The sequence below is a fragment of the Streptococcus downei MFe28 genome (genome assembly GCF_900459175.1).
Taxonomy (GTDB): Bacteria; Bacillota; Bacilli; order Lactobacillales; family Streptococcaceae; genus Streptococcus; species Streptococcus downei.
In genome coordinates this window covers 1,461,718-1,488,469 of sequence record NZ_UHFA01000002.1, presented here as the reverse complement: position 1 = coordinate 1,488,469, position 26,752 = coordinate 1,461,718, and the positions used below count along the sequence as shown (strand labels likewise).

The window sequence follows — 26,752 nt, the reverse complement described above, 5'->3', positions numbered from 1 at the left end:
AGAAGTAGTATACTGGAGGATAAGAAAGGTAAGAAACTTATGACAGATACTCCAAATAAAGATATAGAGCTTGGTCAAAACCAGCAGGATACCAACTTTCATGTAGAGATGAATCCTGTCTTTACGACTGGGAAGGGTCTGAGCGAGGAGGTCGTTCGGCAAATTTCGGCCAAGAAGAATGAGCCTGACTGGATGCTGGACTTCCGTCTTAAGGCCTTGAAGAATTTCAATGACATGTCCATGCCCAAGTGGGGGCCAGACTTGTCTGAATTGAATTTCGATGATGTGGTTTACTATCAGAAGGTCTCGGAGACACCGGCTCGAGACTGGGATGACGTTCCTGACAAGGTCAAGGAGACCTTTGAGCGACTGGGGGTTCCAGAGGCCGAGCAATCCTATCTGGCAGGGACCGTGGCCCAATACGAGTCAGAAGCGGTCTACCACAACATGAAAAAGGAATTTGAAAAAGAGGGAATTATTTTCACTGATATTGATAGTGGTTTACAAGAATATCCCGACCTTTTCAAACAGTATTTTGCCAAGTTGGTTCCACCGACAGATAATAAACTGGCTGCCCTCAATTCAGCTGTTTGGTCTGGTGGTACCTTCATCTATATTCCCAAGGGTGTGGAAGTGGAAGTGCCTCTGCAACTTTATCTGCGCATCAACAATGAAAATACCGGTCAGTTTGAGCGGACCCTGATTATCGTTGATGAAGGGGCTTCCATGCACTATGTCGAAGGCTGTACAGCCCCCACCTACACCACCAACAGTCTCCATGCTGCGGTCGTTGAGGTTTTTGCCCTAGAAGGGGCTCATATCCGCTACACCACTATTCAAAATTGGTCCGACAATGTCTATAACCTAGTTACCAAGCGAGCCACAGCCAAGAAGAATGCCACGGTCGAGTGGATTGATGGCAATATCGGCTCCAAGACGACCATGAAGTACCCAGCTATCTACTTGGATGGTGAAGGTGCGACAGGAACTATGTTGACCATCGCCTTTGCTGGGGCTGGTCAGGACCAAGATACTGGGGCCAAGATGATTCACTCAGCTCCCCATACCAAGTCCTCCATTATTTCCAAGTCTCTGGCCAAGGGTGGCGGTAGGGTTGACTATCGGGGTCAGGTCACCTTTAAGGAGGAGGCCAAGCACTCCCTCAGCCACGTGGAATGCGACACCATCCTTATGGATGACCTCTCTTCATCGGACACGGTTCCCTTCAATGAGATCCACAATTCGTCCGTAGCTCTGGAACATGAGGCCAAGGTTTCCAAGATTTCAGAAGAACAACTCTTCTATCTCATGAGTCGGGGTCTGACCGAGAGCGAAGCTACTGAAAAAATCGTCATGGGCTTTATTGAGCCTTTTGCAAAGGAGCTACCAATGGAATACGCGGTCGAACTCAACCAACTCATCTCCTTTGAAATGGAAGGTTCGATTGGATAACTGTTAAGTCCTGCGGAAAGCACGCCCTGTCTGAGTGTGGTAGGTCAGCTGATGGAGCCTACCATGAACTAGTAAAAATAAGAGTCCTCCAGTCATAAGTTGATTTTTAAGAGGAACTAGCTTGATCTGGACCTGACAGGGGTTGCTTGGCAGAAAAAGTGGAGAAGTAAGTGAGGCTAAAGAGAAGGAGTAAGCCATAAAAGCAGTTGTCGTCTATCAAACAGGCGGTCCTGAACTATTAATCTTGGAAGATCGCCCTCTTCCCAAGGTTAAGCCAGGTTAGAGTCTGGTCAAGGTCCTGGGCTTTGGCATCAACCACTCAGAAATTTTCACCAGGCAAGGGCTTTCACCCAGCGTCTCCTTTCCTAGAATTTTAGGGATTGAATGTGTCGGTTAAGTCGTCCAGTCAACCAATGAAAAACTGGCGGTCGGTCAGCGGATTATTTCCATCATGGGTGAGATCAGGCGTAACTATGATGGCTCCTACGCCCAGTATGCTCTCTTACCCAATGAACAGATTTATCCTGTTGAGACCAAGCTGTCTTTAGAGAAATTGGTGGCCCTGCCTGAGACCTACTATACGGCATTTGGGGCCTTCAAGAACCTCAAGCTAGAAGAAAGAGATAAGATTTTAGTTCGGGCTGCCACAAGTGGCGTTGGTCTAGCCTTCTTGAGGCTGGTTAAGGCCAAATTTCCCAAGGCCCAGGTCACTGGTTCCACTAGAAATCTAGCCAAGTCTGACCAAGTCTTGCAGGCTGGTTTTGACCAGGTTATCGAGGATAAGGCTGGCCAGCTGCAGACTGACGATGCCTTTGATAAGGTTTTAGAATTAATCGGTCCTGCCACCATCAAGGATAGCTTTGCCCATACGAGAGAAGGAGGCATTGTTTGCTCCCTAGGGCAATTGGGAGGTCGTTGGTACTTAGAGGATTACGACCCCATAATGGTTCAGCAGGAAAACACCTTCCTGACCACTTTTTATTCGGGCAATGCTTCTGGAACCAAATTGCAAGAGCTCATAGATTTTGTCCAAGAGTTCAATGTAGACACCAGTCCAGAAAAAGTCTTTAGACTGGAGCAAATTGTCCAGGCCCACCAGTACTTGGAAAGCCAAGCTGGCTTTGGTAAGGTTATCGTTCTCAACGAAGATTAACAAATAAGGTTAGGTCCATGAAGGGCTTGACCTCTTTTTTATCTCCAAAATCCATTTTTCGCTTGACCTGAGAGGGGGTCATGGGCGTAAAATGAAAGGGCATTCAAAAAGGACTTGGACTTAGTTAATTTTAATTGTTAACTTTACCAAGTCTCTTTACGATAGAAAGGACTACCTTATGGAATATGTAAAATTAGGTCAAACAGGTCTGGAAGTATCCAAGCTCTGTCTGGGTTGCATGAGCTTTGGCGATGCCAGTCTTGGCTTTCATTCTGGCTGGCTTTTAGACGAGGAGAAGAGCCGTGTCATCATCAAGAAGGCTCTGGATTTGGGCATTAATTTCTTTGATACGGTTAATAGCTATGCGGCTGGGACCAGCGAAGAATACCTGGGTCGGGCGCTCAAGGATTTTGATAATCGCGAGGACATTGTTTTGGCAACCAAGTGCTATTTTAGCGATTTACCCAATGGTGAAAAACGGCCCAATAATCACGATCTCTCGCGCAAGGATATCTTCCATCAGGTCAACCGCAGTCTGGAGCGACTGGGGACGGATTACATCGATATCCTCTATATCCGCCGCTGGGACTACAATACACCGATTGAAGAAACCATGACTGCCCTCAATGATTTGGTCAGAAGTGGTAAGGTCCGCTATCTGGGAGCTTCCGCCATGTATACCTGGCAGTTCCAAAAGGCTCAGTATGTGGCTGAACAGTACGGCTGGGCTAAGTTTTCTGTCATGCAAAACCACTATAACCTCCTTTATCGCGAGGAAGAGCGGGAAATGATTCCCTTCTGCCAGGAAACAGGTGTCGGCCTGGCTCCTTACAGTCCTCTAGCTTCTGGTCGGGTCGTTCGGGACTGGACGGCAGATACAGCCCGCAGTAAGACCGATACCACAGCTAAAAGTAAATACGATAGCACAGAAGCACAGGACATGGCCATCGTCCAAAGAGTAGCAGAAGTCGCCGAAAAATATGGCGTCAGCCGAACCCAAGTTGCTCTAGTCTGGCCCTGGCAAAAGGGCGTGCATTCACCTATCGTCGGTGTCACCAAGGAAAAATATCTGGATGACTTTATGGGTGCCTTTGACGTCCATTTGACCCAAGAAGACATGGACTATCTGGACAAAAAATACCTCCCTCACAAGGTCGTCGGTGCTCTGTAATTTTGGAGGCAGATACTTAGTTGAAGGAAAATCTATGATTGCTATAGCTATTATCTTTAGAAATGAATAATTATTTTGTCCATAAAACAATGAAAAAAACGCAGAAACACTTGATTTCATGCGTTTTTTAAGTATAAACTTTATTCCCACTCAACGATAACAAAAGTACTCATAATCGTTGATATAACAGTATTTTTAGCTGATTAAGTTTTCCTTGGAGACAATTTTGGAGACTATCTCAATAATGCTTGGTTCCCATTAAAGTGAATTCTCGTTTTGTCCGCATGTTTAATTCGAATGAGTCCGGCCATTTCACTTGCTAATTCCTTATCAACACCAGACCAGAGATGAGCGTAGTGCTTTAATGTAATCTCTGGAGAGGAGTGACCTAGTCTTTTTGAGACAATCAAAACTGAAGCATTTAACTCATTAATGAGATAAGAGGCATGTGAATGTCTTAATCCCTTAGCTTGTATTGGTGGAACATCAGCTAGTTTAGCGTACCGCTTGATAATACGTGAAATAGTAGATTTAATCATAGGGTTACCGTCATAGCTTAAAACAAAATTTGTTTTTACTAGTTTTGATTGCCGTTTTTTCCATTCCCTCAATATCTCTACGGTATCATCATCTAATGAAATAATTCTTAGCCCAGCATCTGTTTTGGTTCTATTTTGTCTAACCCAATCAGTCTTAGTTTTAGCGATTAGCATATGACTAACACGTAACTCTTTTTTAGATAAGTCAATATCATTCCACCATAGAGCAGTGCCCTCATTTACTCGTAAGCCAGTACAGAAGTATAACCATAACATCACAAAGCAAAGGTGTTCATAAAAATCAGATATACAGATAGTACTAATGATTTTCTCAAAATCTTCTTTTGTCCAATATTCAATGGCAGTCTTTCCTTTAGGAATGGCTTTGATTTTCATTGAAACATTACTATCAAGATATTGCATATCAACCGCAAAATCAAGAGATTTTCTAAATGTACCAAATGTCAAACTAGCATAAGCATTAGAGTAGTTAGCACCTTTTTCAGATAGTAACCATGTTCTAAAATTTTGGACATCTCTGATAGAAATATCTTTTAACTTTTTCTTGCCAAAGCGTTTAATAATAATATTTAATGAGGGGTGACGAGTAGAGTAGGTGTGCTCAGTAACCTCTGATTTATAATATGGCAGATAAGTAGTATTCATAAACTGCTCATAAGTCATATTATAATTTGAATAACCCTGTGATTGTAAATAGTCATTCTTGATTCTAATAGCTTCAGTATAAGCTTCCTTTGCTGAGGTAAACTTCTTGCCGTTCGCATCTTTACGAGATTTCTTCTTGATACGCTTTCCAGTAATTTTGTCGTTTCCTAAGCTGACTTCATAATAGAACTGTCCTTTATTATCAACGTAGACATCTTGAAAATTTGTTTTTGCCATAAGTCACCACTTTCTAGTCGAGTAACTTAAAGCCAAGAATATCCTCTACAGCAGAAATAGGAACACTTCCTAACCTCCTATTATTATAAATAGTATAGCCTTGTTGTACCATTTTTAATTTTGTTTGTCGAATGATTTGTTGAGCAGTAGCTTTTAGAAAACCTAATTCCATCAAGTTGTTATAATTTACAGTTTTAGCGTTCATTATATTTCCTTTCTTTATTATTACTGTGTCTGCGTGAATCAAGATACTTGGCAAAGAAGTAGGTCTTATTGACTATGAGATTTAGTAGTACGATGTCTTCTTTGCGAGCATATCTAACGAGGCTGTTAAATTCAGTGAAGTTATGTTCTTCAATAATGTCAATGACCGTTGAAAGAAATTTATCACTATTATTTTCAATTAGGAACTTATCTAACTCAAAGCCACAACCCGATTCAATGTCTTCAATATTGTAACGAGTCTTTTCAGGATTCTCCGCATGTATAAAATAGTCGTACATCCCTTTAGGGCTCATGACAATTTCTACGTGGGCTGGTGTGTTTAACTTACTAGTCAGTAAGTCAGAAACTTGAGAGTAGCTCTTTAGAGAATCAAAAAATAGAGCACCATGCTTGTGAGCTTTTTTAAATTCCCCAGTCTCTTTATTGACATCTTTGTCATGCCAAGGGCTCAAAACAAATGGAATGTGCATCTCTTCTAGAATATCCAAATACTTGTCAGGCGCACTTTCTTTATAGAGTAGAAAAGCCCACTTATTCGAGCGTTTATCTTTCGCCATAGGCAGTTACCTCATTTCTATTGGTCTTATCTATTAGGAGATTTTTACGAGTCGTTTGGTAATGGTGATTACTGATTATTGATGTAATGGGGGTCGTAGTAGCCCCATTACATGGTTGAATAGATTTTAAAAGGCGGTACTTTTGGCTTTCACTTTGTGAGCCAAGTACCGCCTTTAGCTTATCTTCTAGTACCTTTGAACCAGAGCTTATTACCTTCCCTATTAGGAGAAGAGAAATAATAATTGGGATTTCTACTAGAAATTTCTTCCTTGATATGAGCTTCCATTTCTCTTAGTAACTTTTGAGCTTGCTGAGTGCTGGGATACTTGATAAAGACTGAGACGGATTCTTTTCGAACATCTACAGTACACTTACTGACGATTTTGTTGAAGTTCTTGAGAATAGGATTGAACTTGGTGACAGTTGTCTGATTATCAACGGTAATCACTGATTCAGTTTTTTCATCCTGCTTCAAGAAGTGACGCAAACGCATGGTTTGATAGATGGATTTGAAGTAATTCCAAATAGAATCATAGAATAAGCATGAAGACAGTTCAGTAGTTATCAAAAAGATGGCTATAATGATTAGTATAGTACCTATAAAATCAGTGTAGTATTCAGCTATATTTAGTTTTGATTGAATAAGACTGATTTCACTAGTGAGGCTTGATATAGATATCTCCCCAATTAAGTAGCTGAGATAACTCATAGCTAGACTAATAACCACACTGAGGAATCCTAATAGAAGTAGGTTATTAACGAGGTTATATGTTCGTTGGAAAAAGCTTTTTTTCATAGCTACAAAATACCTTCCTTAGTGTAATAGGTCGGGCAAAGGAGCGGAAGCACTTGATAAGGATGCTCATTATCGATGATTTGAATGAGTCCTGTTCCTTTGCCTATAGGAATGACAATGCCCTCAGGGTCAAGATCAGGAAATAAGAACTGTGTCGTTTTCTTATTGATATTTCCGATTTGAATAAGGACATTGAGCTGTTCACGGACCGAAACAGGAATGGTATTATGGTCAAAGCGTTGGCTGACAAGTAACAGATGAACCCTCGTAGCACGTCCGAGGAGTGCAATCTGTGAGAGTAGAGAGAAGAAGGAGTCTTTTATCGTTTTGTTGACCCCTTCAGATAAAGCTAGGACTTCATCAATGACAATCGTAAGATGGTCAAACTGATGTTCAGGGTTGTCATATAGAATTTCTTGCCGTTGCTGAATGAGTCCTAAGCATGAGCTGAGGTTTTCATTGATTTCACTGACAAAATCTGATTTAGAACGATCCTTTTGTGGATGAATTACGGCAATGCCATTCTCACGAGCCCAGCGTGAGGGAGTATCAAACTTAGGGTCAACAATGATAAGTTCTGAGAAATTTTTGAGTAAACTTAGGAAGTACGTGAGAGCATAGGATTTCCCTGAACCACTGTTACCAGCAATAGCTAGTGACGTGACCTTGTTATAGTTGAGAAATAGGTTCTTCATGATGGGCAGAATATATTTATCTTGTTCACCAGCAAATGCTTCTAAATCAGAGATAACAAGACGTTCTGAAACTCCCTTTTTCCAAGGGAAGAATAGCCCACGCTGAACGTGAATGTCATCTGTATCAAGTGCCATGAAATAGGCAGAATTCTGCTTTAGTAATGTATAACGTGGGTAAAGTGATGCATTGGCAATCAGAAAGATTTTTTGATATAAGTCATTATCAATGATATACCCTGCTGGAAGCCGTGGAATAAAGAGGAAACCATCAGATAGAATTTTGGTGTCAAAACTATTAGTATAGCTAGTCTCTCCTTGAATCAACGCTCCAAGTCCCATATTTAGGGATTGAAGAAGGTATTGTTCTAATTCTCTCTTAGTCATTATTTAACCTCCTTGAGATTTTGCGCACGGAAATAGACATTAAAGCCAACCTCACAGGCTTCGAGAGTGCCAAATTCATATAGCTAGGCAAGTCAATTTCTGACTCAAACTTTACTTGGAAGGGCGGTAGCCCTTTTTGAGAGAACCAAGCTTTATAGGCAATGATTTCACCAGTAGGCTGATTATCTTCAAATTTCAATTGTGGCTCTAATTCTGTACTTAGGCAGTGAATAGCCTGTTTGTTGTCAATGTATTCCATGGCAGTATTGGCTGAATAGCCAGTTTTACGGTTACGTGTTTTCATGTGAGTTACCTCATGTATTTCATTTTTGTGTTGTGTTAAGGTGGTCAATGGCTCGGTTTTAGTCATGAGCTGGACTGTTGATTAGGTCATAAGTTTTCACCTCCTCATCTTTAAGGAGAAAAAAGACAGGAAATTGGTAATTTCCTGTCAAAAAATTTAAAAATAATTTTTTAGCTCATCTTTTAATGCTTCCAAAGCCTTTAGATAATGACTTTGAACAGTCTTATGACTTTTATACTTAGTTTCTTGTGTCAACTGAAGGGCAGAAGTACCATGTAATGTGATCGCTAAGAAGATATGGCGGTCATCTTCAGAAAGTTTTGAAAGAGCATTGTAAAGGCGCTCATTACGCTCTTTTATTAGCAGTTCTTCAATGGGATTGAAGGTATTGTCAGCATATAAATCCATAACTTCTGTATATTCTCCCTCAGTCTGTACTTCAGCATTGAGGCTAGATAGACTGTAATCCTTGTCTTTACGTTTTAGATTTTCAAATGGCTGACTGAGCAACTTATCTACACTAGACCAGTCACCAGCTTTAACAGCTTTAGTAATGTTTGCATTTCGTTTGTTCTCGACTTTATTAGCCATATTATGTTCCTTCCCGTCCTTGGATGGATTAGAAACACACTAGCCAGCCGAATGAGAGCACGAAAAAAAGCACATCAAAGAAACGGCGAAACTAAGAAGATAGAAAGCATCTGTTTGATGTATCTATACTTAAGTTTCAATCCGTCCACTTGATGCGCATCAATTAGAACGATATTTATTTTTTTTGAAGAATTAACTTCTTCGATATCAATAATAGCAATTAGAAAAACTACAAATTAGGCAATTTTAAAATCGATGGGATTTTTGATATAATCCAAATATGAAAGAAACAAAATTTAGTAAATTGTTAAATGAATTTTTAATACAAATAAAAAAGGACTTTAGCATTACGACTAAAGAACTTACAAAAGAATTAAATTTTTCGAAAAATACACTTGCCAATTGGAGAAAAGGAAATTCAAAGCCTACTTTTGAACTACTCGATAAATTCTATAAATTTCTTCAAAATTTTAAAAAGAATTATAATATTAATCTTTCTCTCAATAGAGAAACTTTAACGGTATTTGAACAGCTTATGGAAGAAATTGATAGTCAATTAATAGTGTATATGCAGAAAGAAAGTATGGAATGTGATATAAGGATTCATAAATCTCTTGATATTAATAGGAGAAAAACATTCCATAAGAATTTTTCGAACTTTATTGAATTTTTAACTACAGTTTCTAAGTCATATAACCAAGAATATGCAACAGAAGAATCAGATTATTTAATTCTCAATGGAAATCAAAAAAGAGAATTTTTAGATTCTTTACAATCGCTAAAACTAATAGGTTTTGATTTAGATACTGATGAAAAAAATGCTATTCAAAAAAGGCTTGCAAAACTAATTGGTGTTAGTGAAGCACAAATTTCTAGGTGGAAGAGTGGAAAAGATTATCCATCACAAGCTAATTTAAAGCAAATAGGAAAATTATTTAATCCTGAAATCGATGCTCCCTTCAGTAGTTACACATTTGACCTGAGTAGATTTCAAAGTATATTTATCGATACTCCAAAATATAGTAACGTTTTACTTGAATTTGAACGGACGTACTTTAAACATATTAAAGAGTTGATAAAACGATGGGGGAAAACTGAACGATTAGAAGTTAATATAATTAAGTTTAGGCACCTAATAAAATATGATTATGAAAATAATAATTTTTATGAAGATTTTGAAGAAATTAAAAGAATATTCTTTAGAGATTGTCTAATGATGTTTTATAAATCATTTACATATTTAAATAACGATGAAGAATTTCAAAATTGGATACATAAACAAATTAGTAGTGAAGAAGTAGAAAGTTATAAGTGTGTTTCGTCAGTAAATTTTGAGTTGAAGAGTAAAGAAGATTTTAAAAATATTGCGAAAGAAGTAGATGATGGTTTCAAGCAATTGGATAATTTTATCAATTACGGAGCAACTTTTGATAACGTAAGGGATTCTGTTTTAAAAAATTACGACCTACTCTTATTTATGAAAATTCAGATAGATTCTAAAGATAATGTAGCTGTTAAAAAAATCTTTGAAAATGCAAAAGATAAATTCGATTCTGAAGGTTTTATCAGACAACAGTGTAGAAATTTATGTAATGGTTTGAGTGTACGAAAAGAGGATAATTCAATTGATGTTCTCGAAGCTTTCTATAATCAGTTTTGGGATTTGATTATATACAAAGTGTCTCAACCTAATTTCGACCTTCGTCCAGCTGATAAAATTTATGGTAAGAATTTGACAAGCATTTGGAAAACTTTAGAAATTGATTATAAATTGTTAAGCGAGGAATTACATCGAATTTTTGAAGAAGTTTCAGAAATGAATGAAAAAATTTCAGATAAAGCAATTTTTGAACTGGTGCAATATATAAAAGATGGCGAAAAAATATTCGAAGAAGTTTTATTTAATGATTCATACTTTATGTTCACAAAACAATATAATGAAAGTGATGGAGAATTTGATAAACTTAGAGAAATCACAAGGCTTTACAACACCGTGAAAGAATTCCAAAAAAAGTACCCTAGTTACATTTTTTGATAAACAATTGATACTGTCAATAATTTTGTGTAAACACTCAAGTAGAGTTTGAACTGCACCCCAAAAGTTAGACAGAAAAATCTAACTTTTGGGGTGCAGTTCAGTTACGGAGTGTTAATCAAATAAGGTTTCAAGTCTGTCAGAACATTGGCCAAACCCATTATGGATGCGTTGACTTTGCTTGAAATTATAATACAAAGTAACTAAGTAACGTTCCAGAGCCTCCTCGTTGGGAAAAAGAACCTTCTTTTTCGTTTGACGTTTGATTTCTTTGTTGAGAGACTCAATGCAGTTTGTCGAATAAATGCTGTGCCAAATTTGGTAGGGAAACTGATAAAAAGTTAAAAGATTGTCCGCATTCTCCAAACTTTCCATCACGATAAATCATTTTAAATTGCTCCAGAATAACTGCCCGATCAGATCGCGTCACCTTACTAGCCAAATTTCGACTAATATGAATGAAGCAACGTTGTTGCTTAGCTAATGGGTAAGCCTGACTGATCATCTGTTCAAGCCCCTTGAAGCCATCGGTCCCTACAAGAGAAACCTGTTGGATGCCTTGGTTTTGAAGCTTGTCTAACAGGGTGGACCAAGAAGCATTGTTTTCATTTGGGGCGATTTCATATCCAAGAACAGCCTTCTGGTGTAATGCCAAGTGCGATAAGAATACATTCTTTACTAACGGTTCCACGTCTTAATGGAAGATAGGTTCCATCAAGAAATAAAACAGAGTAATTGGCTTCTAAGCTTCGCTCATGAAAATCAACGACACTCTCCTGAGTTGCTTTTGAGATATTAGAAATTTTGGCAGGATTATAGTGATGACCATACATTCGCTCGATGATGTCACTAATTTCTCGAGTCGTTACACCGGTTTGATAGAGTTTGATAACCATCTCTTCCAAGTGGTCATCTCGACGTCCATAAGCAGGGATCAAAGCTGGACTAAAGTTTCCATTACGATCTCTTGGAATAGTTAACTGAACAGTCCCATATTTGGTTTCAAATTTCCGTGCATAGGTTCCGTTACGACTATTCCCAGAATTATAGCCTACTTTATCTTAGGGCTCATAACCTAAAAAAGCTGATAACTCTGCTTGAAGCAGGTCATTCATAGCTGTTTCAAGAGAAGTACGGAAAAATCCATCAATATCTTGCTTTTGGGCTAGGAAGTTAAGCAATTCTGTGCGAAACTGTGTCATAGGAATAAATCTCTTTCTAGTAATGTTTCGCAACTCTACTATAACGGATTTATTCCTTTTTGTGTTTACACAACTTATTTTACACTACCAAATAATTTTATAACGAATGAAGAGAAGGTAAAGATAATAGACTAAACTTGTTATAAATAAATCAACTAATATAAAAAGGAATCCAAAGAATTTAAAACTCTTGGATTCCTTTTTTTGATATTTCGAATAAGATATTTAATTATCTAATGACTTGTTGAACTTCTCAGTGAGAGTATGATTTAATAAATCTGTTATTTTCTTTTGTCTTAGCATATGACTCATTTCACTTATACTTATATCGGAGATTTTTCCTGCGATGTGTTGTTCATAATAACTATCGACATCAGAAGCAGTAGTTAACTCTTGAATTTGTTGTAATGAATAAATAGAGTTTACTTTAGCATGCAATCTCTTTTGTACTTCTTTGTTTTCTAATATCACAATACTTTCTTTAAACCTCTGCAAGGAGTAGCTATTAATCATTGGAAATACCACAGCTAAAAATGTTAATAATAAATAATCTAAAGAATCTTTGAAAATATAATAATAGCTTCCTCCTCTGTCCCAACTTTCAAAAGAAGTCAAATTAGGACTAGGAATCAATACCCTCCCTCCATCTAAAAAATTTAACAATCGTTCAAAAATCGTCAGATGTCTGTATCTAATTTCAAGTATATACCAACTGATTTTACAATCCATTTGATTTAGACTATATGCCTCTACCTGATAACGGTTTTGAGTATCGACGTAAAATCTCATATAGAAATCTGGATTTAAGTTATAGATAAAAAACGTTCCTTCATCATTTTCGATATATGACCAATTCTTATTATCTGTTAATACCTGTTTATATCGTTCTTGAATCGAAGTATCCATTTTATTATATTTTTTAAATAATGAATTTAGTTTCTCAAAAGAAGTTGATTCATTTCTAGGTGTATTAATCGCACCATTTCTGGAGTACACTAAACCAGCACTTAATCCCTTAGTTCCTTTTGGTTTATATTCTTTCGTTGGATAAATAGGAACCAAATTAGTATTAAAGATAGTTAAGATATCAATCTCTTTGTCTTCAATTAATTGAGTATCAACTTCTACCTTAATTTGACTATTTGTCGATAAATATAGTTTATGAAGTAAATCAGTCAAAGTTTCACTATCTTTCCGATTAATATCCTCATTTACACCAATAATAGTACCGTCGTCAGCTACTCCGAAAAAGATGTAACAATCATCATGATGAATTGTATTAACAAAATTTAAAATATCACGCACAAGTTCTGAATTATCATTATGCCATCTTTGTTTGAAATCATGATACTCATCTTCAGGTAATTTCAAATAATCAAGTACAGCAGTAGAAGAGGTCATATATCATTCCTTCCATATTCTTTAAACAAAAAAGAAACTTTCAAACTAAAAGCTTCTTTTGGAGACACTTTGGAGACAATCCAAAGAATTTTATCTCATTTTCACACTATTTATAATGTCTAAAATACTGTTAAATCAAGGTTTCTTAGCCAAAGTTACTCTTATATATTATTCCCACTCAACGGTTGCTGGTGGTTTGCTGGTGATATCGTAGACGATACGGTTGACGTGGTCTACCTCATTGACGATGCGGGTGGAAATTTTCTTGAGGACTTCCCAAGGAAGTTGGGCAAAGTCGGCTGTCATGCCATCGATAGAAGTGATAGCGCGGATAGCGATAGTGTAGTCGTAGGTGCGACTATCACCCATGACTCCGACGGAACGGACACCGGTATTAACGGTAAAGTACTGCCAGACATCACGCTGTAGGCCAGCCTTGGCGATTTCTTCTCGCAAGATGGCATCGGATTCGCGGACGGTTTCCAACTTCTCAGCGGTAATGTCACCCATAACCCGGATAGCCAGACCTGGACCAGGGAAGGGTTGGCGCCAAACAATCTCATCTGGCATACCCAGAGCAGTTCCTAGAGCCCTGACCTCATCCTTAAAGAGGGTGTCGAGGGGCTCAATCAATTGAAACTGCATATCTTCTGGCAGGCCACCGACATTGTGGTGGGATTTGATGGTTTGGGCGGTTTCGGTTCCTGACTCGATAATGTCCGTATAGAGGGTCCCTTGAGCAAGGAAGTCAACTCCCTTAAGCTTGCTGGCTTCATCATCGAAAACATAGACAAATTCATTCCCGATAATTTTCCGCTTTTTCTCTGGATCATCAACACCCGCTAGGAGTTTAAGAAAACGCTCAGAAGCATCTACACGGATGATATTGAGGCCGAAGTTACCACCCAGCATATTCATGACCTGGTCGCCTTCGTTTTTGCGAAGTAAACCATGGTCCACAAAAATACAGGTTAATTGGTCACCAATGGCCTTTTGCAGAAGGACACCGACGACAGAAGAATCAACCCCACCTGATAGACCGAGAAGCACTTTTCTATCTCCGACAGTTTGGCGGATTTTGACGATTTCCATCTCAATGAAATTATCCATAGACCAGTCGCCCTTGGCCCCGCAGATATTTAGAGCGAAATTGTGTAAAATATCATTGCCGTAAACCGAGTGGCGAACTTCTGGGTGGAACTGGATGCCATAAATCTTGCGGTCGGTATTTTCGATAGCAGCATAAGGGCAGTCAGCAGAGTCGCCAACTAGGTGGAAGCCTTGAGGAATCTCAGTGACAGCATCGCCATGACTCATCAGAACAACCTGTTCATTAGGAGTATGAGCAAACAAGGCTGATTCTTGGCGCAGGTTGAGAGTGGATTGACCATACTCACTGTTTCCGGTTTGACCAGCAGGCACCACCTTGCCCCCCAGACGGTCAGTTAGCAATTGCATACCATAGCAAATTCCTAGTACTGGAATACCAAGATTGAAAATTTCCTCGTCAATCCCGAAAGAATCCTCTGTATAAACAGAGTTGGGACCACCTGAGAGGATAATCCCAAGGGGCTTGATTTTCTTAACTTGTTGAGCAGTAATTTTATGACTTTTAAGTTCAGAGAACACACCAATTTCACGGATACGGCGTGCAATCAATTGATTGTATTGACTACCGTAGTCTAATACGATGATTCTCTCAAGGTTGTTAAATTCAGTCATCAATAATCCTTTCCATTTTTGTCGGTCCAACCGACTGATTATCAAGTCCATTGTAACACACTTTATAGGGAAGTGCACTTGAAATTAGAAATGAAAAAACCACATGAAAATTCAGCGGAATTCCTGTAAATAGTCCCTATTCTAGCTGGTCATTCTATGGTATAATAGGAGCCATGCGTAAAGAATTGCCACCTCAAAATAAAAAGATAAAGGGGAGTCGTAAGGAGACTCTACTCAGAGAGAAAAACCAGAAGGGACTTTTCCGACCTCAGGAATTGATTGCCTTAGGAGTTCTTATCCTAGCGGTTATCATTCTTCTTGCTGCCACCCATAGTTTCGGTGTGCTTAAAAAGGATGTCCAAGGTATTGCCAGTCACTTGCAAATTGGTTCAGAAAACTTGCAACCTAAGTTCCAATCGGATGAAAAGGTTCAGATTTCCGGTCAAGCTAGCAAGTCTATCGCTGGTAAGGACCTGACCAACTATCAAAACTGGATTGGTAAGGTCAAGTCAGATGACCAGGTTGACACAAAAGATGGAAAATCTGTCATGACCTATTCCATCAAATTTTCCAACGGCGACAGTATCAATGGTGTTAAGGAATCTGACTTGAGCAAGGCACCAGACGCTAAATTCAAGAAGAGTACGACCATTCAGGTTAGCCAATCTGCCCAAACCGACTTGGACGGCTATAATCTCAGCGACTTCCGCTTGGAGGCGGCTAAGGTCATGGCGGTTGACTATAATTATTCCTCTGGTGGTGGCTACAAATATGACTTGAGTTTTGATGATGGGACCAAGGTCTATAACGTTGGTGAATCAAGTCTCAATGATATATATCATGTCGGCTTGAAGGAATCCAATTCCGCTAGCCAAAATAATAAAATTCTGGAAGATGCCTTCAACTATGCTAAGGATAATCCAGGAACTATCCTTGGCCTACCGAGTGGCAACTATACAGTCGGAAGCCAGAATCCCCAGTCTGAGTATGTAACCCTGGCTTCAGATACCCAGATTCGGGGCGATAATACCAAACTAATCGTTGATGGGACCGAGTATTGGTTTGCCTTTGCGACGGGACCAGGAGCTACCGATGGTGTGCAAAATTTTACCATGCGAGATATTACTATCCAAGCCAAGGACCTCACTAAGGGTGACCACTTCATGATTATGGCCAATCACGGTAGCAATTGGGATATCGCCAATAACACCTTTACCATGGTTCACAAGATGGGCAGCCATATTTTTGACCTGGGAGGCCTACAAAATTCGACCTTTAGTGGAAATACCTTCGAAGGTTATGCTCCAGAGTTGACCGATAAGACAGAGATGTCCCAGGTCGCTAGCGACCATGATGTCTATGCCGAGGCTATTCAATTTGACACCTCTGACAACAAGGGGGAATGGGATGGGAAAATCCTACAGGGTATTGATCCCAACTATTCCAGCTACAACCCTAACAAGGTTATGACCAGTAATATCAGCGTAACGGGTAATTCCTTCATCCCCTACAAGGATAAGTCTGGGAAAGTTATCGCCTACGGGGCTAGCCTGGGCCAACACTCAGGCGACGTTAGCAACGTGGTTGTGACTGGTAATACCTTTACCTCAACTTTGACCAGTCGTTTCCACCAGGATACCAATTGGATGTTTAAACCAGTCCATTTCACAGAAGCCTCTTCAACCTCTGTCTATGGCAATACGACGAATTAAATGCTGATATCCTCAGTCATATAAGATGAATAAAACGATTAAAATAATAGCAGGCTAAGTGAATTTGTCCTGCTATTTTCTTATGAAAAATGCTACAATATTGGTATAGACAAAAGAGGAGAATACTATGTTACCAGCCTATATTCGGATTCATGATAGTATCAAGGATGAAATCGATCAAGGAGTCTGGAAAATTGGCAGTCGGCTGCCTAGCGAGCGAGATCTGTCTGACCAATTTCAAGTCAGCCGAATGACCCTACGTCAGGCCATTACCCTCCTAGTTGATGAAGGTATTTTAGAAAGACGCGTGGGGAGTGGCACCTACGTGGCCAGTCAACGTGTTCAAGAAAAAATACGAGGAACGACAAGCTTCACCGAAATTATCAAAGCCCAGGGAAAGGAGCCTTCGAGCAAGCTTATTTCTTATGAAAGAAGCTACCCTAACGAGCAGGAAATCCGTCATCTAGGCGTAACTCCCAAATCTTATATCGTTCGGATGGAGCGAGTTCGTTATGCGGATAAGATTCCTGTCGTTTACGAGGTAACCAGTATCCCCGAAAAACTTATTCGCAACTTTGCAAGAGAAGAAGTGACCAATCACTTTTTTCAAACCCTAACTCAGCATGGCTATAGTATCGGTAAGAGTCAACAAATTATTTCTGCTAAAATTGTTAATCCAGAGATTACCCAGGAGCTGGCCATCGAAGAGGGACATGCCATACTAGCCCTGACCCAAACCTCTTATTTAGAAGACGGAACGGCTTTTGAATATGTTCGCAGTCAATACGTGGCCGGAAGATTTGAATTTTATTTAGAGAATAATTAAACGAGGTTGGGACCAAAAGTCCTAGCCTCGTTACTTTTTCAACATTGGACACATTGACGCAGTGGTTGATTTGTGACGAGTGACCTGACACTTTAGTGCTTAGTCACTCACATGCCGGTGAAACAGCGATAAGGTCCTTATCCCTTGCTAGGCAGGGATAAGTCCAAGGGTCTGGGAGCCCCTTGGAGAAAACCAAAATCAACTGTGTGGAGACGGGAAATAAAAAGGTTCAGTGTACCTTTTTATCCCGAGCCTTGAGATGAGAAAGCGAGGATAGTCTGGGGATGGACTAGATAGACTTCCCGCGACAGATCCGTTCAAACTCGATGATAGTTTGAATGGGAAACCTTAGTAAAGAGAGCTCAGTAGTTCGCAAAATAGCAACTGCTGAGCTCTCTTGAACCTTGAAATTAAGGAGTGAGGTAAATTGATTTCTCCGAAATCACGATTTTTGTCCCCGCCCTCTTTTACATAAATATATCTATGTTGTTTTTGTCGATTTTCAAAGAACTTTTATTACTGCATCCAGAGAAAGTCCATAAAGATTGGGACCTGTTTTTCCCAGTCAGCTTCCTGGTGACGGCCTCCGTCTTGACAATAGACATAGGTGGTAGCCTTCTGTTCTTGAAAGGCGGTTTCGATGGAGAGATTAGCCCTGGCCGCCCGACTTTCCCATTTTCCTCCCTGACTCGGTCCAGCTTCCTGGCTTCCCCAAGACAGATAAATGCGGGTATCGGAGTCAATCGAAGAAGCTCGGACATCGGCCTCTAAATTTCCTAGAATTGCTGATGAAAGACAGGCAGCCTTGGAGAAAACAGCATTGTATCTAGCCAAGGCATAAATGACCATAAGACCACCCATGGAAGAGCCAGCGATTCCTGTCGCCTCTCTAAATGGATAGGTGCGGTAGTGGCTATCAATATAGGGCTTTACATCATTGACCAACCATTCCATCGTTTCTTTGCCACGGCCATCAACATGGCCACCAAAGAAATCTGAATCAATATCGTAAGGACTATACTCAGATAAACGCTCATTACCTTGGTGGCCACATTCAAGACCAACGACAATCATCTTCTTGGGCCAGTTTTCTAAGAAGTCATAAAGTCCCCAAGACTTACCATAGGTCGCCATCTGGTCAAAGAAGAGGTTCTGACCATCAAAGAAGTAGGTGACAGGGTAGGAGTTCTCACTATCATAATAGTCATCGGGTAGGTAGATATGCAATTTTCGTGTTTGATTGATAGCAGGAAAGTAGGCATCGTAATATTCAATCATTTCTTCATTTTCCTCCTGAAGTTAAGACTTGCTGGATTAAAGTCATTATAGTGAATTTTTCGCCTCAAGACAAGTTTAAGAGTTGCTTTGTTAGGAGGATTAGAATTGGCCAAACATTCCTGATTTTCAGCTATAAAATCGCTGAATTTTTTGATATAATGAAGCTTATGGAAATTGAAAAAACCAACCGCATGAATGCTCTATTTGAATTCTATGCGCCACTTTTGACGGATAAGCAGATGAATTATATTGAGCTTTATTATGCTGATGACTATAGCTTGGCTGAAATTGCTGAGGAATTCGGTGTCAGTCGCCAGGCGGTTTACGATAATATCAAGCGGACGGAAAAAATTCTGGAAGACTATGAGCGCAAGCTCCATATGTACTCTGACTATATCGTTCGCAGTCAGATTTTCGATAGTATTTTGGAGAAATATCCCGAAGACAGCTATTTGCAGGAAAATATTTCTCTTTTGACCAGTATTGATAATCGAGATTAAAAAGACAGTAAGGAAGAGATAAAAAATGGCTTTTGAAAGTTTAACCGAACGTTTACAAGGCGTCTTTAAAAATATTCGTGGCAAGAAGAAGCTCTCGGAAAAAGATGTTCAAGAGGTCACCAAGGAGATTCGCCTGGCCCTGTTGGAAGCCGATGTAGCTTTACCAGTCGTTAAGGACTTCATTAAACGGGTTCGAGAGCGGGCTGTTGGACATGAAATCATCGACACTTTGGATCCGACCCAACAAATCATCAAGATTGTCAATGAAGAACTGACGGCGGTCTTGGGTTCGGAAACAGCTGAAATTGAGAAATCTCCTAAGATTCCAACCATCATCATGATGATTGGTCTCCAGGGGGCAGGTAAAACCACCTTTGCTGGGAAATTAGCCAACAAATTGGTCAAGGAAGAAAATGCCCGTCCCTTAATGATTGCTGCCGATATTTATCGGCCTGCAGCAATCGACCAATTAAAAACTCTTGGTCAGCAAATCTCTGTCCCTGTCTTTGATATGGGAACAGATGTTCCTGCGACTGAAATCGTCAAAAATGGTTTGGCCCAAGCTCGTGAAAACCGCAATGACTATGTCCTGATTGATACGGCTGGTCGTCTGCAAATTGATGAGACCCTCATGCAGGAATTGCGGGATGTCAAGGAACTAGCCCAACCCAATGAAATTCTTTTGGTTGTTGATTCCATGATTGGTCAAGAGGCGGCCAATGTCGCTCGTGAATTCAACCAACAATTAGATATTACTGGGGTTGTTTTAACCAAGATTGATGGGGATACCCGCGGTGGTGCCGCCCTATCGGTTCGACAAATTACTGGTCGTCCCATTAAATTCACCGGTACAGGTGAAAAAATCACTGACATCGAAACCTTCCACCCTGATCGGATGTCCAGCCGTATCCTGGGCATGGGAGACCTGCTGACCCTGATTGAGAAAGCCAGTCAGGACTACGATGAGAAGCGCTCAGCTGAAATTGCTGAGAAAATGCGGGAAAACACCTTTGATTTCAACGACTTTATCGAGCAGTTGGATCAGGTACAAAACATGGGCCCTATGGAAGACCTCCTCAAGATGATTCCGGGTATGGCTGGTAATCCCGCCCTCAGCAATATCAAGGTAGACGAGAAGGATATCGCGCGCAAGCGGGCCATTGTCTCATCAATGACGCCAGAGGAGAGGGAAAATCCCGACCTTCTTAACCCTAGTCGTCGCCGACGGATTGCCTCGGGCTCTGGTAATAGCTTTGTTGAGGTCAATAAGTTCATCAAGGACTTTAACCGTGCCAAGGGCATGATGCAGGGGGTTATGAATGGCGATATGAGCAAGGCCATGAAGCAAATGGGCTTGGATCCCAATAATCTCCCAAAAAATGCCCCAGGTGGTATGGATATGTCAGCCTTAGAAGGTATGATGGGCGGAAATGGCATGCCTGATTTGTCTGCCTTAGGTGGGGCTGGTATGCCGGACATGAGTCAGATGATGGGTGGTGGCCTCAAGGGTAAAATCGGCCAATTCGCGATGAATCAAGCCATGAAGCGCCAAGCTAATAAAATTAAAAAAGCCAAGAAAAAACGTGGGAAGAAGAAATAGGAGTTTTATTTAGGGAAGTTAGCCACTCTTTGGCACTAGCTTCCCTTGTTTTGTGGAAATAAGAAGTATGATGAATCAAACAAATAAGGAACAATTTAACGAAAGAGAAATCAATTGGCAACAGGCCCTAGATTCTAGCAAACGTGTCTCACAAGGCCTCTATAAAATTCTAAAAGGATTAGGAAGATATGCTTGGTCCTCGCTCAAGAGAAATGCGTCTAATCGTTTAAAGGTATTTATAATTGCCTTGATGGAAAAATACAAGGTTGATGTCTATTTCAACAGGAAAAAAGGCCTGATGATTTATCCAGCCTAAAAATACATAGATTTACCAAATTTAGAGTGATAAACTGTCTGAATATCTTCAGGCAGTTTTTGAATGAGAAAAAGAAAGTTTCCTGCGAGGAGATGTGATGGTGAAGCTCGCAACCCTTCTAATTGTTGCGTTTTTTAAACTAAAAGGTTCTTAATGTCAATGAGCTTATGAATTTCAGCCTATCTAGCCCTTTCGAAAATTCCCCTTATCATCTTTCCGAAAAACTGTAATTTTCTTGAAAGAAAGATAGACCTGTGCTATACTATCATTATAGAAAATCGGCCCTTTCGAGGCCCTTGTTGGGAGAAAAATATGAGACGTGAGTTACTGCTAGAAAAAATTGAGGAACTTAAGGCTGTCATGCCTTGGTATGTGCTGGATTATTACCAATCCAAGCTTTCAGTCCCCTATAGTTTTACGACCCTCTATGAATATCTCAAGGAATATCGACGATTCTTTGAGTGGCTCATAGATGCTGATTTGACAGATGCCAAGAATTTAGCTGACATTCCCCTTCAGGTGCTTGAGCATCTGTCTAAGAAAGACATGGAGGCCTTTGTCCTCTATTTGCGAGAAAGACCTTCGCTCAATACCTATTCGACCAAAAATGGTGTCTCGCAGACCACCATCAATCGCACCTTATCCGCTCTGTCCAGTCTCTATAAGTATTTGACCGAGGAGGTTGAAAACGACAATGGAGAACCCTATTTTTATCGCAATGTTATGAAAAAGGTGGCGACCAAGAAGAAAAAAGAAACCTTGGCGGCTCGTGCGGAAAACATTAAGCAAAAGCTCTTTCTGGACGATGAAACCATGGAGTTTTTGGACTATGTTGATAAGGAATATGAAGGCAAGCTTTCTAATCGAGCCAAATCATCTTTCCGAAAAAATAAGGAACGTGATTTAGCCATCATTGCCCTACTGCTGGCCTCTGGTGTTCGTCTCTCTGAGGCCGTTAATCTGGATCTGAAGGATGTCAATCTCAATATGATGGTTATTGAGGTTACTCGAAAAGGAGGTAAACGGGATTCGGTCAATGTGGCTAGTTTCGCCAAACCCTATCTAGAAGGTTACCTCAAGGTGCGCAAGAGCCGTTACAAGGCTGAAAAAGGCGATGTCGCCCTCTTCCTCTCGGAATACCGCGGGGTTCCCAATCGCATTGATGCCTCTAGTATCGAAAAAATGGTTGGAAAATATTCTCAAAACTTCAAAATTCGTGTCACTCCCCACAAGCTTCGACATACGCTAGCTACTCGCCTTTATGATGCGACCAAATCACAAGTTCTAGTCAGCCATCAACTCGGTCATGCTTCTACTCAGGTCACCGACCTCTACACCCACATTGTTAACGACGAGCAAAAGAATGCCCTAGATAATCTATAAAGCGTAAATATGATTATGTAAATATTCACACAAAAGTTAATCTTACAGCCACATCAACTGTAGGATTTTTTCTATCTAACATCGTTTTAGGTAGGAACTACGTTCTCATTTAAATTGCAGTCTCGAGTTAGTCTAATTGACTTTTTTAACGATTATTAATGGTTTCTGGATAGAGGTCGTGATTCATTAGGCGATAATTGGCCATTTCTTGGTATTTGGTGTCAGGGCGACCATAATTATAATAGGGGTCGATAGAGATGCCACCGCGGGGAGTGAATTTACCCCAAACTTCTAGGTAACGAGGCTTGAGCAGGTCTACCAAGTCTTTGCCGATGGTATTGATGCAATTTTCATGGAAATCCCCATGGTTGCGGTAGGAAAAGAGATAAAGCTTGAGGGACTTGGACTCAACACAGAGTTGGTCAGGAATGTAGGAAATATAGATGGTGGCAAAGTCTGGTTGCCCGGTGATGGGGCAAAGTGAGGTAAATTCCGGACAGTTGAATTTGATGAAAAAATCGTTGTCCTGATGACGGTTTTGAAAGGACTCTAAAATACTTGGGTCATAGTCAAAAACATAAGGAATCTGCTGATTGCCTAGCAAGGTTAAATCTTTCATGTCTTGGTCATTTTGGGTCATGCTACTGCTTCTTTCTGTTTGATGGTGTATGGTGTTGTAATGGTGATGGGGTTGGCAATGCCTCGAGCTAAGAACTAGATAGGCTTAGACCCCTCTTTGGTTGTCGTAAACTAGGGTATGGAGTTGGGGGAGAACTCGGACATTTCCCCAACTATCATCCTTGGCTACCTTATCCCAGAGGGCCTGGAGGCGGTCTAATTGATGGCGGACAATGTCGCCTTCAGCCTTTGGTTCGGGATTACCAACCGATAGATAAAGGACATCGGGATTATAACGGGCTTGAATCATCTTGGCAAAGGCTAGATCGTCATCGTTAAAAATAGGAATCTTGTAGGTGACCTTGCTAGAATCGAGTTTACCAACAATAAAGTCTAGGGTTTCCATGTTGACTTCCATCTTGCTGGAAGGTGGCTTGGGGCTCAAGGTCACCTGGTCAATGTCCAAGAGCCAGTCTTGCCAACGTGAGCCTTGAGTCTCAACAGCTAGGATGACACCACGTGATTTGAGCTTGTGGACTAATTCTTCCATGTTGGCAGCCTGCAGGCAAGGATTACCACCAGACAGGGTGACATAATCATAGGTTCCTAGCTTGTCTAATTCGGCGATGACTTGGTCGCTGGTCATAGGGGTGGCTTTCTCAGAGCCATCCCAAGCAAAGGCAGAGTCGCACCAGTCACAATGATAATCGCAGCCGCCTGTTCGGATAAACATGGTCTTTTGACCAATGGCACGGCCTTCTCCTTGAAATGTTGGTCCGAATATTTCCAGAATGGGGAGCTTGAGCTCACGTTTTTTTCTCATTCTAGGTCCCATTCCCTTCTAAATTCGGCATAGGAACTTGGGGTCTCATAGAGACGAACGGATTCCATGCGCAGACCTCGAATTTGACTTAAGTTGGCCTCGAACGTTTTGTAAATCCAGTAAACCATATTCTCTGCGGTCGTATTCATATAAGGCAGACTCTCGTTGAGATAACGATGGTCCAGATGGGGCTCTAAATGCTCCTTATAGATAATTTTGAGGTCAGCAAAGTCAAAGACCATGCCACGCTCGTCGAGCATTCCGCTGATAGCAATCTGCAGGCGATAGGTGTGACCGTGAAGTGACTTGCACTTGCCTGCGTAGTGAAAGAGATGGTGGGCAGCATCAAAGGTGAATTCCTTAGAAACTAAGACCCTTTTTGGAGTGTAGACTAGGGATTTGTTGGGAATTTCTTCCTTGATTTCTTTGGGTGCTAAAAACATCAGGCCTCACCTCTTCTAGCTAGATAGGTATCAAGACCATGTTGACGGAGTTTGCAGGCTGGGCACTCACCACAGCCTGCTCCCATGATGCCATTGTAACAGGTTAGGGTTTTGTCTTTGACGTAATCGAAAGCCCCTAGTTGATCAGCCAATTCCCAGGTTTCTGACTTATCCAACCACATGAGAGGCGTTTGAATCACAAAATTATAACCCATGGCCAGATTGAGGGTGACATTGAGAGACTTGACAAAGGCATCTCGGCAATCGGGATAGCCTGAAAAGTCAGTCTCACAGACACCCGTGACGATGTCACTAATCCCTTTTTGCTTGGCCAGAATGGCCGCAAAAGAGAGAAAGAGATGGTTACGACCATCAACAAAGGTATTGGGAACTTGGCCTTCTTGGGCCTCGATTTCCATATCAGAAGTCAGGGCGTTATTAGTGATTTGTCCTAAAAGAGACATATCAAGAACCTGATGCTCAATTTCTAGATCCTTAGCGATACCTTTGGCTACTTCTACTTCATGACTGTGGCGTTGACCGTAAGCGAAGGTGACAGCTTCAACGTGGTCATAGTGCTTGAGAGCCCAGAAGAGACAGGTGGTTGAATCCTGACCGCCAGAGAAGACGACCAGGGCAGATTGACGTTTCATAGTTTCCTCCAAGTATTTGTTGCATAAGAAAAAGCCCTTACCCAAGGGTAAAAGCCACTAAATTCTTACTCGCATTTGATAAAAATCAAAAGGAGCTTTCTGCTAACCTAAGGCCTAGAAGATTTAAGAACCCTAAGATAAATCGTTAGGAATGCTTTTATTCTTCTTGAGGCTAGGCCGGTTTTTTTTAGTGATGGCTTTTCCCAAACATCAGTATTTGTGCTTCCCCATCTTAGCATGATGAGCCGAATATTTCAAGTTTCTTGAAATGGTGGTCTGGGAATTATTGTTTTCATGAAACGATTACAACTTTAGGACTAGCGATGAGAAGACAAAAAATTAGCAGAACCTGGCTCTCGCTACCGCTCTATCTGGGGCAACGATTCTAAGCTTTGCTTTGCTGAAGTTAAGTTAATCAGGAGCATCGTTTTCGTCTTTGCCCAATCTGGATCAAGGCTCTAAATTCAGCTTCGCCATTTTGGCTCGCTTCAATAAGAGCTATAGAAAAAGCCGAACTTTAGTCCGTCTTTTTAACTGTTTTTTAACGGCGATCCTTACGAGAACGACGACCGACTGGTTTTGGAACTTCCAGATAATCTTCATCCTGGTCAGAATCTGCTACTGAGTTAGGCGTGTTTAGTTCTATTTTGATGGTTTCGGAAGGTTTATCCTCCTTGTCCTCATCATCGAAATCCAGGTCTGTTGAGACTTGACGCCGTTTGGGGCTTTCTTCTCTATGTCTAGGGGATGGATCTTCATCTTCGTCCCTCTCCTTCTCTTCACTACGATGGCGACGACGGCTAGTAGCTTCGTCGTTATTGTTGTCATCGTCTTTATCAAGGTCGTAGTGGCGAGACCGTTGAGTTTCTGCTCTGCGACTACCACGCTCGCTGTCGTTTCTTGTTGAGCTAAAGAAATGTCTTAAAAGACCAATGAAGAAGACGACTTGTAAGACGAGCCAACCCGCAAAGATGAAAATTAGCTTTTGTACTGGGTTGTCCAACTCAGTTAATTTACCTCTTTGATTAGTAAAATGAACCCCTAAATTTTCGGCCAAAGTCTTGATATGCCAGACTTCCAGGCAGAGCCAAGCAAAGAGTCCTATGGAAACTAGTAAAACTAAGATAACCAAAAGACGTTGTAAAATGTTTTTCTTTCTTTGTGACATTATTTTTCCAACTTTCTTAGAAAATCTTAACCTATTATAACATGATTAAAGCCATTAGGAAAGGGGTTACAAGGGAGGATGTCCACCTAAGTGCTAAAGGGTTAAAGCACTTGGTGTCCTAAGGCAGCCACTATGGGTGGTCTGCCTACCTCCCTTACTAACTTCGCTGAAGGAGTATTATCGACTCCTTCAACTCCGTGTCGCAATTCAAATAATAAACCTTAATTACACGAAGGTGCTGACCTTAAAATCCTGTGACTAGGGTTAAGATACCAACTTTCTCACTAACTACGTTTGCCCA

23 protein-coding genes and 3 pseudogenes are annotated in these 26,752 nt (G+C 40.7%); 10 read left to right on the top strand and 16 right to left on the bottom strand.

The window, feature by feature from the left end; genetic code table 11:
* The first annotated feature begins 39 nt into the window (after nt 1-39).
* The 3 genes and pseudogenes from sufB (at nt 40) to DYE66_RS07150 (ending at nt 3,776) form a co-directional block, all read left to right on the top strand.
* Nucleotides 40-1,452: a Fe-S cluster assembly protein SufB gene (sufB, locus tag DYE66_RS07160; protein ID WP_002998447.1), complete on the top strand. Its 1,413-nt coding sequence runs from the start codon at nt 40-42 to the stop codon at nt 1,450-1,452.
* Between the two features lie 196 nt (nt 1,453-1,648).
* Nucleotides 1,649-2,605, top strand: a pseudogene (locus DYE66_RS07155) (zinc-binding dehydrogenase).
* A 178-nt stretch (nt 2,606-2,783) separates the two neighbouring features.
* The gene (locus DYE66_RS07150; protein ID WP_115325062.1) at nt 2,784-3,776 is read left to right on the top strand and encodes an aldo/keto reductase; all 993 of its coding nucleotides are present in this window, start codon (nt 2,784-2,786) and stop codon (nt 3,774-3,776) included.
* Nucleotides 3,777-4,009: 233 nt separating this feature from the next.
* Here the strand turns inward: DYE66_RS07150 and DYE66_RS07145 are convergent, their stop codons facing one another.
* From DYE66_RS07145 to DYE66_RS07115, 7 genes and pseudogenes are all read right to left on the bottom strand, one after another.
* On the bottom strand, nt 4,010-5,218 hold the full coding sequence (locus DYE66_RS07145; protein ID WP_002997834.1) for a tyrosine-type recombinase/integrase: 1,209 nt from the start codon (nt 5,216-5,218) through the stop codon (nt 4,010-4,012).
* Between the two features lie 13 nt (nt 5,219-5,231).
* A complete protein-coding gene (locus DYE66_RS07140) occupies nt 5,232-5,423 on the bottom strand; it encodes a DUF3173 domain-containing protein (RefSeq protein WP_115325061.1) in 192 nt (63 codons plus the stop codon).
* Nucleotides 5,413-6,000 (bottom strand): replication protein, encoded by a 588-nt coding sequence (locus DYE66_RS07135; RefSeq protein ID WP_002998462.1) that lies wholly within the window; start codon nt 5,998-6,000, stop codon nt 5,413-5,415. Before DYE66_RS07135 ends, DYE66_RS07140 begins: the two co-directional genes overlap by 11 nt.
* A 179-nt stretch (nt 6,001-6,179) precedes the next feature.
* Nucleotides 6,180-6,797, bottom strand: coding sequence for a hypothetical protein (locus DYE66_RS07130; protein WP_002998198.1), 618 nt, complete (start codon nt 6,795-6,797; stop codon nt 6,180-6,182).
* 2 nt (nt 6,798-6,799) lie between these two features.
* On the bottom strand, nt 6,800-7,876 hold the full coding sequence (locus tag DYE66_RS07125) for an ATP-binding protein (RefSeq protein WP_002997943.1): 1,077 nt from the start codon (nt 7,874-7,876) through the stop codon (nt 6,800-6,802).
* Nucleotides 7,876-8,180: pseudogene (locus DYE66_RS07120) on the bottom strand (hypothetical protein). Before DYE66_RS07120 ends, DYE66_RS07125 begins: the two are co-directional and overlap by 1 nt.
* A gap of 156 nt (nt 8,181-8,336) precedes the next feature.
* Nucleotides 8,337-8,771 carry a sigma-70 RNA polymerase sigma factor region 4 domain-containing protein gene (locus DYE66_RS07115; RefSeq protein ID WP_002998364.1) on the bottom strand — a complete coding sequence of 145 codons (435 nt, stop codon included), beginning with the start codon at nt 8,769-8,771 and terminating at the stop codon, nt 8,337-8,339.
* A 280-nt stretch (nt 8,772-9,051) separates the two neighbouring features.
* Here DYE66_RS07115 and DYE66_RS07110 point away from each other — a divergent pair, with 280 nt between their 5' ends.
* Entirely contained in the window at nt 9,052-10,806 is a 1,755-nt protein-coding gene (locus DYE66_RS07110; RefSeq protein ID WP_115325060.1) for a helix-turn-helix domain-containing protein, read from the top strand.
* A 114-nt stretch (nt 10,807-10,920) separates the two neighbouring features.
* Here DYE66_RS07110 and DYE66_RS07105 read toward each other — a convergent pair.
* The 3 genes and pseudogenes from DYE66_RS07105 to guaA form a co-directional block, all read right to left on the bottom strand.
* Nucleotides 10,921-12,008 (bottom strand): annotated as a pseudogene (locus DYE66_RS07105) (IS256 family transposase).
* Nucleotides 12,009-12,233: 225 nt separating this feature from the next.
* Complete coding sequence (locus tag DYE66_RS07100; RefSeq protein ID WP_115325059.1) at nt 12,234-13,409, bottom strand: ATP-binding protein; 1,176 nt, start codon at nt 13,407-13,409, stop codon at nt 12,234-12,236.
* Nucleotides 13,410-13,577: 168 nt separating this feature from the next.
* Complete coding sequence (gene guaA, locus DYE66_RS07095) at nt 13,578-15,131, bottom strand: glutamine-hydrolyzing GMP synthase (RefSeq protein ID WP_002998024.1); 1,554 nt, start codon at nt 15,129-15,131, stop codon at nt 13,578-13,580.
* A 173-nt stretch (nt 15,132-15,304) separates the two neighbouring features.
* Here guaA and DYE66_RS07090 point away from each other — a divergent pair, with 173 nt between their 5' ends.
* Complete coding sequence (locus DYE66_RS07090) at nt 15,305-16,843, top strand: hypothetical protein (RefSeq protein WP_002998036.1); 1,539 nt, start codon at nt 15,305-15,307, stop codon at nt 16,841-16,843.
* Nucleotides 16,844-16,970: 127 nt separating this feature from the next.
* Entirely contained in the window at nt 16,971-17,669 is a 699-nt protein-coding gene (locus DYE66_RS07085) for a GntR family transcriptional regulator (RefSeq protein WP_002997775.1), read from the top strand.
* Between the two features lie 516 nt (nt 17,670-18,185).
* Here DYE66_RS07085 and DYE66_RS07080 read toward each other — a convergent pair.
* Nucleotides 18,186-18,947: an alpha/beta hydrolase gene (locus tag DYE66_RS07080; RefSeq protein ID WP_002998485.1), complete on the bottom strand. Its 762-nt coding sequence runs from the start codon at nt 18,945-18,947 to the stop codon at nt 18,186-18,188.
* A 167-nt stretch (nt 18,948-19,114) separates the two neighbouring features.
* On the opposite strand from DYE66_RS07080, the gene DYE66_RS07075 reads away from it, so the two are divergent.
* The 4 genes from DYE66_RS07075 (at nt 19,115) to xerS (ending at nt 22,746) form a co-directional block, all read left to right on the top strand.
* Entirely contained in the window at nt 19,115-19,447 is a 333-nt protein-coding gene (locus DYE66_RS07075) for a putative DNA-binding protein (protein WP_002998425.1), read from the top strand.
* 25 nt (nt 19,448-19,472) lie between these two features.
* Entirely contained in the window at nt 19,473-21,047 is a 1,575-nt protein-coding gene (ffh, locus tag DYE66_RS07070) for a signal recognition particle protein (RefSeq protein ID WP_002998300.1), read from the top strand.
* A gap of 67 nt (nt 21,048-21,114) precedes the next feature.
* Nucleotides 21,115-21,363 carry a hypothetical protein gene (locus DYE66_RS07065; RefSeq protein ID WP_002997864.1) on the top strand — a complete coding sequence of 83 codons (249 nt, stop codon included), beginning with the start codon at nt 21,115-21,117 and terminating at the stop codon, nt 21,361-21,363.
* 312 nt (nt 21,364-21,675) lie between these two features.
* Entirely contained in the window at nt 21,676-22,746 is a 1,071-nt protein-coding gene (gene xerS / locus DYE66_RS07060; RefSeq protein WP_019782409.1) for a tyrosine recombinase XerS, read from the top strand.
* A 145-nt stretch (nt 22,747-22,891) separates the two neighbouring features.
* Here xerS and queF read toward each other — a convergent pair whose 3' ends face one another.
* From queF to DYE66_RS07035, 5 genes are all read right to left on the bottom strand, one after another.
* A complete protein-coding gene (gene queF / locus DYE66_RS07055; RefSeq protein WP_115325058.1) occupies nt 22,892-23,386 on the bottom strand; it encodes a preQ(1) synthase in 495 nt (164 codons plus the stop codon).
* Nucleotides 23,387-23,470: 84 nt separating this feature from the next.
* Complete coding sequence (gene queE / locus DYE66_RS07050) at nt 23,471-24,187, bottom strand: 7-carboxy-7-deazaguanine synthase QueE (protein WP_115325057.1); 717 nt, start codon at nt 24,185-24,187, stop codon at nt 23,471-23,473.
* Nucleotides 24,184-24,630 (bottom strand): 6-carboxytetrahydropterin synthase QueD, encoded by a 447-nt coding sequence (queD, locus tag DYE66_RS07045; RefSeq protein WP_115325056.1) that lies wholly within the window; start codon nt 24,628-24,630, stop codon nt 24,184-24,186. Before queD ends, queE begins: the two co-directional genes overlap by 4 nt.
* Nucleotides 24,630-25,283: a 7-cyano-7-deazaguanine synthase QueC gene (gene queC / locus DYE66_RS07040; protein ID WP_115325055.1), complete on the bottom strand. Its 654-nt coding sequence runs from the start codon at nt 25,281-25,283 to the stop codon at nt 24,630-24,632. Before queC ends, queD begins: the two co-directional genes overlap by 1 nt.
* Nucleotides 25,284-25,824: 541 nt before the next feature.
* Entirely contained in the window at nt 25,825-26,451 is a 627-nt protein-coding gene (locus tag DYE66_RS07035) for a hypothetical protein (RefSeq protein WP_019787781.1), read from the bottom strand.
* Nucleotides 26,452-26,752 lie beyond the last annotated feature (301 nt).